Origin of the sequence: Aeromonas sp. 603079 (assembly GCF_049172135.1) — a bacterium.
In the GTDB taxonomy this organism is placed as follows: Bacteria; Pseudomonadota; Gammaproteobacteria; order Enterobacterales; family Aeromonadaceae; genus Aeromonas; species Aeromonas veronii.
This window is the reverse complement of record NZ_JAAKPX010000015.1, coordinates 120,119-133,064: the sequence shown is the minus strand read 5'-3', so window position 1 is coordinate 133,064 and position 12,946 is coordinate 120,119. Positions and strand designations below refer to the sequence as shown.

General features: G+C 58.5%; 10 protein-coding genes, 1 riboswitch and 1 other annotated feature. Of the genes, 7 read left to right on the top strand and 3 right to left on the bottom strand.

What is annotated here, in order from left to right:
* Positions 1-242 precede the first annotated feature (242 nt).
* Entirely contained in the window at positions 243-2,426 is a 2,184-nt protein-coding gene (locus G5287_RS13050; RefSeq protein WP_421209776.1) for an ExeM/NucH family extracellular endonuclease, read from the bottom strand.
* A gap of 293 nt (positions 2,427-2,719) precedes the next feature.
* Positions 2,720-2,802: riboswitch (cyclic di-GMP riboswitch) on the top strand.
* A gap of 115 nt (positions 2,803-2,917) precedes the next feature.
* On the opposite strand from G5287_RS13050, the gene G5287_RS13045 reads away from it, so the two are divergent.
* Both G5287_RS13045 and G5287_RS13040 read left to right on the top strand, forming a co-directional pair.
* On the top strand, positions 2,918-5,947 hold the full coding sequence (locus G5287_RS13045) for a glycosyl hydrolase family 18 protein (RefSeq protein WP_421231408.1): 3,030 nt from the start codon (positions 2,918-2,920) through the stop codon (positions 5,945-5,947).
* 139 nt (positions 5,948-6,086) lie between these two features.
* A complete protein-coding gene (locus G5287_RS13040) occupies positions 6,087-7,031 on the top strand; it encodes a chemotaxis protein CheV (RefSeq protein ID WP_216951924.1) in 945 nt (314 codons plus the stop codon).
* A 76-nt stretch (positions 7,032-7,107) separates the two neighbouring features.
* On the opposite strand, the gene G5287_RS13035 is transcribed toward G5287_RS13040, so the two are convergent.
* Positions 7,108-8,262 carry a flagellar assembly protein FlgT gene (locus G5287_RS13035; protein ID WP_421231407.1) on the bottom strand — a complete coding sequence of 385 codons (1,155 nt, stop codon included), beginning with the start codon at positions 8,260-8,262 and terminating at the stop codon, positions 7,108-7,110.
* A 206-nt stretch (positions 8,263-8,468) separates the two neighbouring features.
* On the opposite strand from G5287_RS13035, the gene G5287_RS13030 reads away from it, so the two are divergent.
* Both G5287_RS13030 and G5287_RS13025 read left to right on the top strand, forming a co-directional pair.
* The gene (locus G5287_RS13030) at positions 8,469-9,089 is read left to right on the top strand and encodes a FlgO family outer membrane protein (protein WP_005338718.1); all 621 of its coding nucleotides are present in this window, start codon (positions 8,469-8,471) and stop codon (positions 9,087-9,089) included.
* A gap of 10 nt (positions 9,090-9,099) precedes the next feature.
* Positions 9,100-9,525 carry an LPP20 family lipoprotein gene (locus tag G5287_RS13025; protein WP_005338717.1) on the top strand — a complete coding sequence of 142 codons (426 nt, stop codon included), beginning with the start codon at positions 9,100-9,102 and terminating at the stop codon, positions 9,523-9,525.
* 88 nt (positions 9,526-9,613) lie between these two features.
* On the opposite strand, the gene pheA is transcribed toward G5287_RS13025, so the two are convergent.
* Positions 9,614-10,786 carry a prephenate dehydratase gene (gene pheA, locus G5287_RS13020; RefSeq protein ID WP_005338715.1) on the bottom strand — a complete coding sequence of 391 codons (1,173 nt, stop codon included), beginning with the start codon at positions 10,784-10,786 and terminating at the stop codon, positions 9,614-9,616.
* A 38-nt stretch (positions 10,787-10,824) separates the two neighbouring features.
* Positions 10,825-10,946 (bottom strand) — a sequence feature (Phe leader region).
* Positions 10,947-11,116: 170 nt separating this feature from the next.
* Here pheA and G5287_RS13015 point away from each other — a divergent pair.
* The 3 genes from G5287_RS13015 to G5287_RS13005 all read left to right on the top strand — a co-directional run bounded on the left by G5287_RS13015 (position 11,117) and on the right by G5287_RS13005 (position 12,941).
* Complete coding sequence (locus G5287_RS13015) at positions 11,117-11,728, top strand: HAD family hydrolase (protein WP_421205902.1); 612 nt, start codon at positions 11,117-11,119, stop codon at positions 11,726-11,728.
* An 18-nt stretch (positions 11,729-11,746) separates the two neighbouring features.
* Entirely contained in the window at positions 11,747-12,025 is a 279-nt protein-coding gene (locus G5287_RS13010; RefSeq protein ID WP_216979354.1) for a DUF6482 family protein, read from the top strand.
* A 79-nt stretch (positions 12,026-12,104) separates the two neighbouring features.
* On the top strand, positions 12,105-12,941 hold the full coding sequence (locus tag G5287_RS13005; RefSeq protein ID WP_227341232.1) for a hypothetical protein: 837 nt from the start codon (positions 12,105-12,107) through the stop codon (positions 12,939-12,941).
* The last annotated feature ends 5 nt before the right edge of the window (positions 12,942-12,946 follow it).

The window sequence follows — 12,946 nt, the reverse complement described above, 5'->3', positions numbered from 1 at the left end:
TATAGCTCAGCTGGGAGAGCGCTTGCATGGCATGCAAGAGGTCCGCGGTTCGATCCCGCGTAGCTCCACCAAATTCTTGTTACAAGAAGCAATAAGGCCACCGCATCGCGGTGGCCTTTTTGTTTTCTCCATCATTTATTTTCTCCATACGTCCGCGCCTTTCATTTGTAAATCCAATGACCTGAATGAAAAAGCCCGCGAGAGTCGCGGGCTTTGCTTGCACTATTCAAATGCGCCTGTGGTTAACGGCGACGTCGCCAGGCCAGTGGCAACAGGGCTAGCAGGCCGAGTCCCAGCGCACCACCGCCTGAGGAGGTGTCCGGTTTGGTGGCATCGCTCTCCAGTCTCAGGTCGACGATGATGGGATCATGGTCGGAGGCACTGAAGGGGTTGTCAGACTTGAGCAATGTGCCGGTGTACTGGCTGCCGTATTCGAACAGGGAGCTCTCGAAGGAGTTGATGTGCCAGTCGGCGACACCTGCCACCTTGCTGGCCAGCGCCGGGTTGGCGAGGGCGTAGTCCAGGGTGCCCAGCTCCCCGTCGTAGCTGTAGGAGATGGCTTTCTCCTTGTTGAATTTGACGTTGAGATCGATCAGGCCGTAGCTGCGAGTCACTTCGCGACCGAGCTGTTCATAGGGCTGCTCACCGATAAAGGTGTGGGAGGCCGATACGATCTTCCGCTCGCTGGTGGCCGGGTTGTAGTCGGTCAGCACCCGGATCGGATCTTCCTTGGCGTAGGAGTTGAAGTCGCCCACCAGCAGCACCTGGCCCGGCAGTTTGCTGACCGCCTCACCCAGCACCTTGGCGGCAGAGACCCGGAACTCGGTGCACTTGCCCTGCAGGTCGGCCGGTTCTGTCTTGCCATCGCCATTTTCGTAGCAGCCTGACCCCTTGGATTTGAGGTGGTTGACCACCAGCGTCAGCGGCTCCTTGCTCTTGGCGAGGGTGAAGGTCTGAACCAGAGAATCGCGCTGACCGGCTGTCTTGGCCACACCACCTGTGGTGTAGCGCTGCTCCGGCAGCTTGATGACGCTGGCATCTCCGCTGGGGGTGAGCAGGGCAGGACGGTAGATCATCGCCACCATGATGGCGTCTCCGCCGAAGAACTTGCCATCGGTAAGGGTAGTGACCGGCAGACGCACATAGGCGTAGTGTTTGCTCGCATCCTTCTGCTGTTCGTTGAGGCGGGTCACCAGATTGTTGAGGGCCGAGTTATCCTCGAAGCCGTTGTTCTCCATCTCCATCAGGCCGAGCAGATCGACATCCATTGCGGTAATGGCATTGACGATCTTGGTGCGCTGCTTCTCGAACTCGGGCTGGCTCTTGGCACCCCGGTTGCAACCTTTGGCGTTGTCGGCATCCGCCTGATCCTTGCACAGGATATTGAGTGCGCCGCCAATGCTGGAGTGACTGGTGAAGTAGTTGAGTACGTTGAAGCTGCCGATCCGCAGATCGCTGCCAGCGAGGCGAGCTGGCGCGTCTTGACGATCCTCTTCAGGGCTACGCAGCAGAGCACCGGCAGTCAGGGTGATATCGCTCGGTACTACCAGACGGAAGGCATCCTTGTTGTATACGATGACCCCCTCCAGCCCGGTCAGTTGATCACCGATGCGCAGATATCCCTGATCGGCATCCCAGCTCGGGAACCAGGGCAGTACGCCATCCGGTGCTTTGTAATCAGACTCAACCACCAGACGGTTGCTGCCATTTTGGGTGGCCAGTGCGACAGCGTCCGCACTGTTGGCAACATGAAGTTGGGTCGGTTTGATCAGCGGGGTTTTGTGGGCCAACTCTACGTTGTTGCGATAGACCTTGTAGTCGAAGCCATAGTTGCGGGTCAGGTGCAGGTCACTGCTGCTGTCGAGACGTACCCGCATCCCTTCGTGGCGATTGAGCGCTTGAGCCAGCGTCTCCCCTTCATTGACCTGCAGTACGCTGGTCGGCACCGCCAGTCCTTGCGCTGTGACCTGCAGGCGGGCTTTGCTGGATTCGAAGGTGGGTTTGAGCTGGGTGCCGCCGTAATACTCCTCGACCTTGGCTTCAAGGCAGAGTTCTGCCCCCGGTTTGATGTCGGCATAGTTGGTCGCAAACTCCTTGTCGTTCAGATAGACAAAGATGCCATCAGAGGTGGCCGGATTGCCATCACCCACCGGGTCGGTCAGATAGAAACCCTTGGTCAGACTTTGGCCCAGCGTTGTCACGATACCGCGAACGTTGAAGGTGCCCGTGCTGATTTTACCGGTCACATTGCCGTTCTTGTCGGTCACGGTCTGGGTGGCCAGCGCGCTGGCGGAGCCTGTGCCCTGAATGGTCGGGATGGGGGTGAGTTGAGCCGGATCGGACGGGCAGACAAATGCCGCATGGGCACCTGAGGATGCAAGTGCCAGCCCCACGGCCAGCGACAGCAGGGTACGAGTACCTTTCATAGGTGTTCCTTTTTTATTTTTGCCAGTGATTCCATAGCCTTGGCTCGTTGACTAAGGGCGCGCATTGTCACATTTCTGGCATGTCATACCAGTGAGCCAACGCACATTAAACGAATCTGGGAAGATGAGGAAAAGCGTTTTTATGATCCCAGTAACAGTATGATTTTTTTGATAATTCAATCAATTCTAACCCTGTGATCATGACGCTTTTGTGGCAGGGGATAATTCTCTTTGAGAATAAAGATTGAGGGGATCTTGTCGCCTTCCTATACTGGGTTCGTTCCTCACGGAACCCAGGTAAAGGGCAAACCGGCAGTGATGCCGGGGCGCAATGCTTCCGGTCTCGATCGTGGATCCAGATAGCGGGGTTTCCCTGGGTGAGGGGTGGTTTTTGTGGCAGGTCCATTGCCAGTTGTCTGCGCCCATCATGCAGGTTGCGATTGTTCTTTGCCTTGGTGACCAAGCCAAGACAAAACAAGGAAGATAACAATATGCAACAGCTCTTCAGACCCAGCAGGCTTGCCATGCTGGTCGCCCTTGCGGCTGCGCCCGCCTGGGCTCAGGCCGCTTATCCCGCCTATAAATCCGGTACTGCCTACAAGGCTGGCGATATCGTCAGCAACGTCGGTGCCCTCTATGAATGCAAAGAATTTCCCTATTCAGGCTGGTGCGGGGCATCCCCCTATCACTATGAGCCGGGGGTAGGTGTAGTCTGGGCAGATGCCTGGAAGCCCTATGGTGGCGAGGTGCCCCCTCCTGCACTCGGCGTAGCCGTCAGCTCGCCAGCTGCTGGCGCCAGCTTCAACGAAGGAGCCAGCGTGGCGCTGGCAGTGACCCTGAGTGGCCCGGTAACGGCCTTGGCCAAGGTGGAATATCTTGTCGACGGCAAGCTGGTCGCCACGGCGAGCGCCTCGCCCTGGAGTGCCAGCTGGAGCGCCGCCGGAGTGGGGGCCCATACCCTCAAAGCTCGCGCGCTGGATAAAGATGGCAAGGTGCTGAGTGAGGCGGATTCGAGCTTCAACGTCGCCGCCGTGGTGGCGCCAGAGGCGCCCAAGGTGAGCATTAGCAGCCCGGCCAGCGGCGCCAAGGTGACGCTGGGTCGCAGTGTGGCGGTGAGTGGCAACGTCACCGATGCCAACAACGATGTGGCCAAAGTCGAGCTCTATGTCGACGGCAAGAAGGTGGGCGAAGATACCACTGCCCCCTGGCAGGTGAACTGGACGCCGGATGCCAAAGGGAGTGCCGCCCTCAAGCTGGTGGCCACTGACAAGACCAATCTGAGCGGCGAGTCGGCGGCGGTGACCGTCAATGTCGAGGAGGCCGCGCTGCCGCCCACCGGTGGCAACCTCTCTTGTGACATTCGCCAGATCTATCGTCCGGATGGTTACGAGTGCATGGGGGATGACCATGCCCGCCGGGTCATCGGCTACTTCACCTCCTGGCGCACCGGCAAGAACGGCTTGCCCGCCTATCTGGTGAGCGATATTCCATGGAACAAGATCACCCACATCAACTACGCCTTCGCGGCGGTGGATGAGCAGAGCCACACCATCAAGGTGGACGATGCAGCCACCAAGATGACCTGGGATGGCGTGCCGGGTGCCGAGATGGATCCTGAATTCGCCTACAAGGGCCACTTCAACCTGCTGTCGAAGTACAAGAAGCAGTATCCGGACGTGAAGACCCTGATCTCGGTCGGCGGCTGGGCCGATACCCGCGGCTTCTACACCGCCACTACCAAAGGCGACTGCTCGGTCAATACTGCCGGTATCAACACCCTGGCTGACTCGGCGGTGAGTTTTATCCGCCAGTACGGTTTTGACGGGGTCGATATCGACTACGAATACCCCACCTCGATGAAAGATGCGGGCAACCCCAACGATTTCCCGCTCTCCAACCAGTGCCGGGCCAAGCTGTTTGCCAATTACGAGGTGTTGATGAAGACCTTGCGGGCGCGGCTCGACAACGCCGGTAACGAAGATGGCCGCAAGTATATGCTGACCATCGCCTCACCGGCCTCGGCCTATCTGCTGCGCGGGATGGAGAACTTCCAGGTCACCCAGTACCTCGATTACGTCAACCTGATGACCTATGACTTCCACGGTGCCTGGAACCACTTTGTCGGTCACAACGCGGCCCTGTTCGACAACAATGCCGACCCCGAGCTCTCCCACTGGGGCGTCTATACCCAGACCCAGTTTGGCGGTATCGGTTACCTCAACGCGGCCTGGTCTGCCCACTACTTCCGCGGTGCGCTGGCGGCTGGCAAGATCAACGTTGGCGTGCCCTATTACACCCGCGGTTGGCAGGGGGTGAGCGGTGGCAGTCATGGGCTGGGTGGCAAGGCAGCCCTGCCGAGCCAGAACGAGTGCCAGCCGGGCACAGGTGGCAGCACCATTCCGTGCGGCAACGGGGCGGTCGGCATCGACAACATCTGGCATGATCTCGACAAGAACGGCAAAGAGATCGGCGGTGGCGCCGTGCCCATGTGGCATGCCAAGAACCTGGAGCATGCGGCCAGCCTCGGCATCACCACATTGCCAAGTTATGGCACTGCCTGGGGTCTGGATCCCAACAATCCGGCTCACGTGATGCAGGGCAAGTATGTGCGTTACTACGATGACAAGGCCCACGCGCCCTGGCTGTGGAACGAAGAGAAGAAGGTGTTCCTCTCAACCGAAGATGAAGAGTCCATTGGCCACAAGCTCGACTACATCATCAAGCGCGGTCTGGGTGGCGTGATGTTCTGGGAGATGGCGGGTGATTACGCCTTCGATCCGGCCAAGAACGAGTACGGCATGGGCAGTACCCTGACCACCCTGGCTTATGAGAAGTTTGCCAAGGCAACTCCGTACAACACCAAGCAAAACGATCTGGCCGCGCCGAGCGCCCAGCTCGACATCCAGGTCAGCCTCTCCGGCTTCAAGGAAGGGGACTCCAACTATCCGATCAACCCGAAACTCAAGCTGGTCAACAAGTCGACCCAGACCATTCCGGGCGGCGCGCGCATCGAGTTTCTGGTGCCCACCTCTACCTCTGACACCATCACGGATCAGAGTGGCATGGGCCTGAAAGTGGTGGAGAGCGGTGGCAACGACAACTCGGAAGGCATTGCCAATGAGAAGGACTTCCACAAGGTCGCCATGAACCTGCCGGGATGGCAGACCCTGGCACCGGGGGCCGAGATTGAAGTCGCCATGACCTACTACCTGCCCGCCGCTGGCGTGCCAAGCGGTATGCGCATCATCAGCGGCAGCCAGACCATTGGTCTCAAGGCCGAGTTCCCTACCCTGCCGGAGGCCGTGCTGGGCTCGGGTGGTGGCGAGAATCCGGGCACCAGCTGCAGCAGCCAGAACGTCAATCCGGCGGCCTACAAGGCCTATCCGAGCTGGCCGCAGGGGGATCATGCCAATGGCGGAGATCGCATTACCCATAACAAGGTAGTGTGGCAAGCAAACTGGTGGACCAGCAGCGAGCCCAAGGCAACCGATGGCAGCTGGAAGTCTGTCTGTAGCTATTGATTTTAAAATCAATGAGATAAGTGAGGCTTCGGCCTCACTTTTTTTGTCTGGTTGGTCGCTCTGGTTGAAAATGCGCCTGCCTTTCCTGGCGGGCAGCCTCTATAATAGAGTCGATTAATAATCAGATGGATATCAGCGTATGGCGAGTATATTGGATTCCGTTGATCAACGAACTCAACTGGTGGGGGAAAACCGCCTCGAGTTGTTGATGTTTCGTCTCGGCACCCGTCAGATGTTCGCCATCAACGTCTTCAAGGTACGGGAAGTGGTCAAGTTGCCCCATCTGAGCAAGATGCCGGGCTCCCATCACAATATCAGCGGGGTGGCCAATATCCGCGGTACCTCGATCCCGGTGATCAACCTGCGCAGCGCCATCGGCATGCGTCCCATGCCCATCGACAGTGAATCCAACCTCATCATCACCGAGTACAACCGTACCATTCAGGGCTTTCTGGTGGGGCAGGTGGCCAACATCGTCAACATGACCTGGAAGGATATACTGCCGCCGCCGCGCTCCGCCGGGCGCGCCAATTACCTCACCGCCATCACCCGCATTCCGGAAGATGGCGTCGATCAGATTGTCGAGATCATCGATGTGGAGAAGGTGCTGGCGGAGATCATCACCTATGACATCCGCATCTCCGAGGAGGTGCTGGACCGGGAGATCCTGCCCGAGATGCATGGACGCAAAGTGCTGATCGTCGATGATTCCAGCACCGCCCGTACCCAGGTGCGTGAGACTCTTGGCCAGCTGGGACTCGAGGTTATCGAGTGTCAGGATGGCTTGCAGGCGCTGACCCTGCTCAAGGGGTGGTGCGATGCTGGCAAGAAGGTGACCAACGAGATCCTGCTGATGATCACCGATGCCGAGATGCCTGAGATGGACGGCTACCGGCTGACCCACGAGGTGCGCAGTGATCCGCGCATGTCCGATCTCTTTATCACCCTCAATACCTCCCTGAGCGGCAACTTCAACGAAGCCATGGTCAAGAAGGTGGGTTGTGATCGCTTTATCTCCAAGTTCCAGCCCGACCTGCTGGTGGGCGTTGCGCAGGAGAGGTTGCGTCAGGTGTTGGGAAACTGACCGATACCAATCCACTGGTGAACCATAACAACGGGAAGCTCGGGAGATGCCGTAAGCGCCGGTAACTCTCTGGCACCTATTCCAATACTGCCAAATCCCCATTCTGGATGTTAAACGGCGAATATTTGTTCTGGCTGCTGATGATGGCGCCATCGTCGAATACCTGCACCACTTCGAACAGGCCGTCGGCCGGATTGCGCATCATGCGGGACTTGCCGTAGGGGTCGATGAAGTCGGCGTTGTGCTGGATGCGGAACTGATCGCCAAGCTTGACGCCGTTGCGCCGCCCCAGATTGATGTAGGGGCCACGTTCGTTCTGGCCTACCACCCGCGCGGTGACCGGGGCGCAGGTGAGCTGGGCTACCAGATCTTGAGCCGCCTGCTGCAACTGGTAGTTGACCTCCTGGCCATAGCTCGATTGCCAGAACTGGCCGCTGCTGCTGCCCACCTGTTCCCGCTTGCCAAAGGTCCAGGTGGCACGTCCTTCGTAGACCTTGCGGTTGATCAGACTGCCGTTGATGCCGTCGAACAGGTAGAGCTGCATGCGAAAGTTGCGCACCGGATCCTCATACCAGCTGGTCAGCTGGTTGCCCTGCGGCTCTATGGAGAGATCATCGATGCTGCCGAGCACCAGATACTGGCTGTCGGTACGCAGGCTGAGCGCCTTGATCTCCTCGAGGGCGCTGCGATCCCCCTGTTGCAGATGGAGCGGATCGATGCGCAGGTTTTCATCCAGCCACTGGCGCACCGCGACCCCTTGCGGCGCATTGGCGAGGGTCTCGAACAGTCGTCGCGAGAGGTTTTCCGGCATGTCGTCCATGGCGCCGTAGCTGGCTTGGTCCGGATAGCGCATTCGCAGCCTGACCAGTGTCAAATCCTTGGCGAAGTGCTGGGTCTGGCAGATCTGGCGTTCGGCCTGAATGTCGGCCACTAGCGTGATATACATGCGGCCGTTGCGCACCTCTTCCCGCTTGAGCCGATACTGGCGAATGTCGCCGCCGGAGCGGATCTGGATCTGCTCGGATCGCAGGCTGCCATTTTCCAGACGCTGGACGCTGGAGACTGCCGCGCCGCTTGCCAGCAGGGCCTGACGCAGGGCGTCGCGAGTTGCCTGCTCGCGGGCATAGACTTCATCGCCCCCCAGAATGGCGGCGCTGCCCTGTGCTTCGATAAGTTCGGCGCGGGTGCTCAGGCTGGCCAGCAGCAGGGTCAACAGCAGCGGTAATTTCATAGCAGATACCTTGAGTTGGCGGGCAGCCGAGCCATTTTGAGGCAATGGCGCCTGCTGGCCGACATGGATCACAACACGTTCCAAGTGGCAGCGCACGTTGGCGCTGACGATGTCCATTAAAAAGCAAGAATCATGCCTCATTACCGGCTCAAGCTTTGTCCGGCGCGTCCGATAATAAGTCAGGTGCAGATACAGGAAAGGTATCCATGAACAAACTCATCACGGCGTTGGCGCTCGCCCTGGCATTGACCGGGTGCGGCTCCGACCCTATCAATCGAGATCAGGGTGACCCTCGCCAGGCGGCGCAGGGGATGGAGCTCAACTGGCTGGTGGCGCGTATGACCGATCAGCTGATGGAGCGCAAATCGCTGACCACCCTGACCGAACCCATCGCAGTGGCCTCTTTCGTCGATCTCGATACCCTGCAGGATACCAACTGGATGGGGCAGCAGATTGAGGAGAGCTTTATCTACGAGCTCAATCGTCGCGGCGAGGTGGTGGTGGACTTCAAGCTGACCGGTAGCATCAAGGTGACGCCGCAGGGGGACTTCGTGCTGAGCCGCAACTATAAGGAGCTCTCTTCCCGTTTGCCGATCTCCCGCATTCTGGTCGGCACCTTCAGCCGCAACAGCAAGGGGATCCTGGTCAATGCCCGCGTTATCGACATGCGCACCAAGATGGTTGAGACCACGGCCCAGAGCCTGATCCCGCAAAAATATCTGTTCGGTGCTAACAACTCGTTTGGTCGGGCATCGATCAATCGCGGTTATCTGATGCGTGACAGTCAGGCCCGGCCGGGCGGTCATCTGGTCAACCTGACCCCGTGAGGAGCGAGTCATGAAGATCCTGTTTGGTTGCCTGTTGGCACTCTTGCTCACCGGTTGCAGTGGCAACCGGGTGGTGGATTACACCCAGGGTGGCAAACCCGATGATTTTCCGGTGCTCAAGGCGGTGGGCTATGCGGTGATCGACATCCAGCCCGGTCCCTCCCAGTCGGAGAAGATGCTGCAAGCCATTCGCGCTTCCAAGATGGATGCCTATCGCGAGCTGGCCGAGCAGCTCAATGGTCAGCAGGTGCGCGGCCAGAGCAGCTATCGTGACCTGACCCAGACCTCCAACTCGCTGGATGTGTCGGTCGCCGGTGTGGTGCGTGGTGCCCGGGTGGTGGCCTCCTATCCGCGCGGCAATACCTATGCCACCGAGATGGAGCTCGATACCCGCGCCCTCTACAACATCAATCAGTTGATGGCGGGTCAGTTCTGAGTTGATTGCCTGACCTGAAAACAGGCATCAACACAGGCATCAAAACAAAAGGCGAGCAGTGTGCTCGCCTTTTGTCGTTGTGGGCTGGTTAGCTCCCCATCAGCACCGGCGGCACTGCGGTGGGTTTCACATCCTCGCTCGGGTAGCAGCCAAGCACCTTGATATAGCGGGTGATCTTGGTCAGCTCCACCAGTGCGGCCTGCATCGCCGGGGTTTGCAGGTTGGCGGAGACATCGAGATAGAACATCTCTTCCCACGGGTTGCCCTGCACCGGACGGGACTCCAGTTTGGTCATGTTGATCTCGTGGCTGCGCAGTACCAGCAACGCCTCGACCAGCGAACCCGGCTTCTGGGAGGTGGACATGATGAGGGTGGTCTTGGCCGGGATCTGCGGTGCCACATCGATGGGCTTGCGCGCCACCACGATGAAGCGGCTGTAGTTCTCTTTCTGGTTGGCAAGCTGCTCGGCCAGCACATCCAGACCATACAGTTCGCCACCGGCGGCGCTGCCGATGGCGGCGGCCTCCGGGCTTGCCAGTTCTTTCACCTTCATCATGGCGCTGGAGGAGGAGTCGCAGATCTCGTGACGGGCTCCTTCCAGCTTGCTCAGATAGTGGGAGCACTGCTGGAACACCTGCGGGTGGGCATAGAAGGTCTTGATACGGCCAAGCTCGGTCGGTACGGCGGTGAGAATGCAGTGCTCGATGGGGTAGGTGAGCTCACCGACGATGGAGAGGCTGGTATGCTGCATCACGTCATAGACTTCGTTGATGGAGCCCGAGCTGGTGTTCTCGATGGGCAGCACGCCAAAGGCGGCGCGACCCGACTCCACCGCATCCAGTACTTCACGGAAGTTCTGGCAGTTTACTTCGATCACCTGATCCTTGTAGCGCGCCAGATATTTGCGGGCGGCCAGGCTGGAGTAGGAACCGCGCGGCCCCAGATAGGCGACGCTGGTCATCGGCTCCTGCTGCTCCGGGTTGAGCAGGCTCTGCAGATAGGCCTGCTGGGAGAGCACAGAGTCTTCGATGATGGTGTGATAGATGCGGGTGATGTACTGGGCGTCCAGTCCCAGCACGCGCCCTTTTTGGATTAGGGCGACCAGCAGCTCCTGCTCCCGCTGGTGGTCACGAATGGGGCGCGGGTTGGCTTGCTTGGCACGGGCCACCTCGATGCTGAGGGTCTTGCGTTTCGCCAGCAGGGCAAGCAGCTCCTGATCCAACCGGGTGATGTCTTGTCTGATCTCGTCGAGCGTTGCCATGATTGTTCCCTATCCAAGTAATCGATTGATATTAATGCAAAAAAAAGCCTCCGCTAGGGGAGGCTTGATTCGTCTTTGCTTTCTGTTCACACGACGACAGGCCTTCCCTCAAGCGGGCCGGATAAACGAGAAAGCAAAGAAGAATGGTGCGTGCATAGGTGTGTCCTTGAAGTAACGTCATAACCATTAAGGGATTTGCCGGTCTGATGCAAGTAAAACTTGCCCGCGGGCGGGGATGGGGGCAGGGTATCCGGTTAAGAAAATGGTGTATGAGCGATGTTCTATTGACTCTGTTTTGATGACTGACACCCAGTGGGGGAGGTAAAGACGATGGCGATTATTTTCGATCTGGGACGGGTGGTGGTGAGCTGGGATCCGGTAGGCATAGTGCATTCGGTGCGTGGCCCGCAAGGGGCCGAACAGTTGGCCGAGCAGCTCTTTAACCACCCGGACTGGCTGGAGGTAGACAGAGGCACCATGTCGCTCCACACCATGGCCCGGGAAGCGCAAGCGCGCACTGGCCTCTCGGCGGCACAGAACCTGGCCATTTTACAGGCAGTTCCCGCTTCCCTGCTGCCAGATCCCGCTATGCTAACCCTGATAGCCGATCTGCACGGGGCGGGGCACACTCTTTATGCCCTCTCCAACATGGGGCACGCCAGCATCGACTGGCTGGAGCAGCATCAGGATTTCTGGCGCTTCTTTAGCGGCAAGGTGGTGTCGGCGCGGGTGCGGATGATGAAGCCGGAGCCGGATATCTACCGCTATCTGCTGGTGTCGTTCGATCTGAAACCGGCAGAGTGCATCTTTATTGATGACAGTCCCGCCAATATTGCGGCCGCCGAGGCCCTCGGCATCAGGGGGATCGTCTTTACCGACGTGGCGAGTTGCCGTCAGCAACTGGGTGAGCTGGACAGTTTGCCTGTCACCGACAAGGGGTGATGCCCCTCCAGGAGTACTATGGAGCATGGCCGGTTTCGCAATTGGCTCAGTCACTATCCCGAGGCAACCCTGATCATCGCCTGCAAGGATGGCAGTGGTTATCAGCTCTGTATCGAGGCGGAAGGGGAGTACCTCTGTCTGACCGACAGCGAGGGGGAGCACCTGACCTTCACCTCGCTGGATCAGGCGCAGGGCTTTTTGCGAGCCCATCGGGTACATCAGGCCAGATTGCGAGTGTACGACGCTCAAGGTATTGATTTTATGGATGAATCACGGGAAATAATCATCAAGTTTTAATTTTAACCTGACTCTGTAAGGGCCTATTCAGCTTGTTTCCCGCACAATAAGCCACCTGTTTATCATCCGGAGCTGTTTAATGGATGCCAATGTTGTTGTCTTGAATCAGGGATATGATCACTCTTTTCAAGCCAGGGAGCTGCAGCTGATTGAGCGACTGGCAAATTTTGACGAGCTGATAGTCTCTTTTTCGGGGCGGTTGGAATCCTGTTACAGCATCGATTTGTGCCGTGCCAGCGGGATCAAGATCCGCGCCATCACCCTCGATAATCCGACCCGCAGCCGCAGCGAAGTGGCCCGAGCCCGCCGTTATTGCCAGCGTTATGGCATCGATCACTGGGTCATCAAGAGTGACGAAATCATCTTTTGCGATCGCCTGCCGAATATGGAGGGGTTGATCGATCCGGTTCGCCGCATTGGTGAGTATGTGCAGGCTCGTCCGGAATGGGCTCATCTGCCGTTGCTGGTTCCGGCCGCGGTGGAGGAGCGTGATGACTATCTTGCCCAGTTCGGCTCACTGCCTGCCAACACCATCTGGTTTTTTGCCGATAACGGGGTGATGAGCCGTGATTTTCGCTATGGCTTCAACAAGCGTCAGCTCGGTCGTTGGGGCAAAGGGAGCAACGGTTGCCTCAGCAATCGCTTCACCAATCCACGGCAGTTGAAGCAACGTTATCTACGAATGGTGGATCAGGCCGAACAGATGCTGGCCGACATGGGGCTGGATGAGGCGCAGGTCTTTTTCCATACCCTGTGCGACTGCTCTACCACCCTGGCCCGGGTGCGTCTGCCCGAGCATCAGCGTGCTCAGGCCTTTGATATGCAATCGGATATTCTCTCTGCCCTCAAGAGGACCGAGTTCGATCTGGTGACTCTGGATATGGCGCACAAAGAGCGGCACGATCTTGCCATCTAGCCCGT

Excerpts from the sequence above, each read along its gene's own strand:
- G5287_RS13045 (WP_421231408.1), top strand. The coding sequence starts at position 2,918 with ATGCAACAGCTCTTCAGACCCAGCAGGCTTGCCATGCTGGTCGCCCTT.
- G5287_RS13030 (WP_005338718.1), top strand. The coding sequence starts at position 8,469 with ATGAACAAACTCATCACGGCGTTGGCGCTCGCCCTGGCATTGACCGGG.
- G5287_RS13035 (WP_421231407.1), bottom strand. The coding sequence starts at position 8,262 with ATGAAATTACCGCTGCTGTTGACCCTGCTGCTGGCCAGCCTGAGCACC.
- G5287_RS13050 (WP_421209776.1), bottom strand. The coding sequence starts at position 2,426 with ATGAAAGGTACTCGTACCCTGCTGTCGCTGGCCGTGGGGCTGGCACTT.
- pheA (WP_005338715.1), bottom strand. The coding sequence starts at position 10,786 with ATGGCAACGCTCGACGAGATCAGACAAGACATCACCCGGTTGGATCAG.
- G5287_RS13015 (WP_421205902.1), top strand. The coding sequence starts at position 11,117 with ATGGCGATTATTTTCGATCTGGGACGGGTGGTGGTGAGCTGGGATCCG.
- G5287_RS13005 (WP_227341232.1), top strand. The coding sequence starts at position 12,105 with ATGGATGCCAATGTTGTTGTCTTGAATCAGGGATATGATCACTCTTTT.
- G5287_RS13025 (WP_005338717.1), top strand. The coding sequence starts at position 9,100 with ATGAAGATCCTGTTTGGTTGCCTGTTGGCACTCTTGCTCACCGGTTGC.
- G5287_RS13040 (WP_216951924.1), top strand. The coding sequence starts at position 6,087 with ATGGCGAGTATATTGGATTCCGTTGATCAACGAACTCAACTGGTGGGG.
- G5287_RS13010 (WP_216979354.1), top strand. The coding sequence starts at position 11,747 with ATGGAGCATGGCCGGTTTCGCAATTGGCTCAGTCACTATCCCGAGGCA.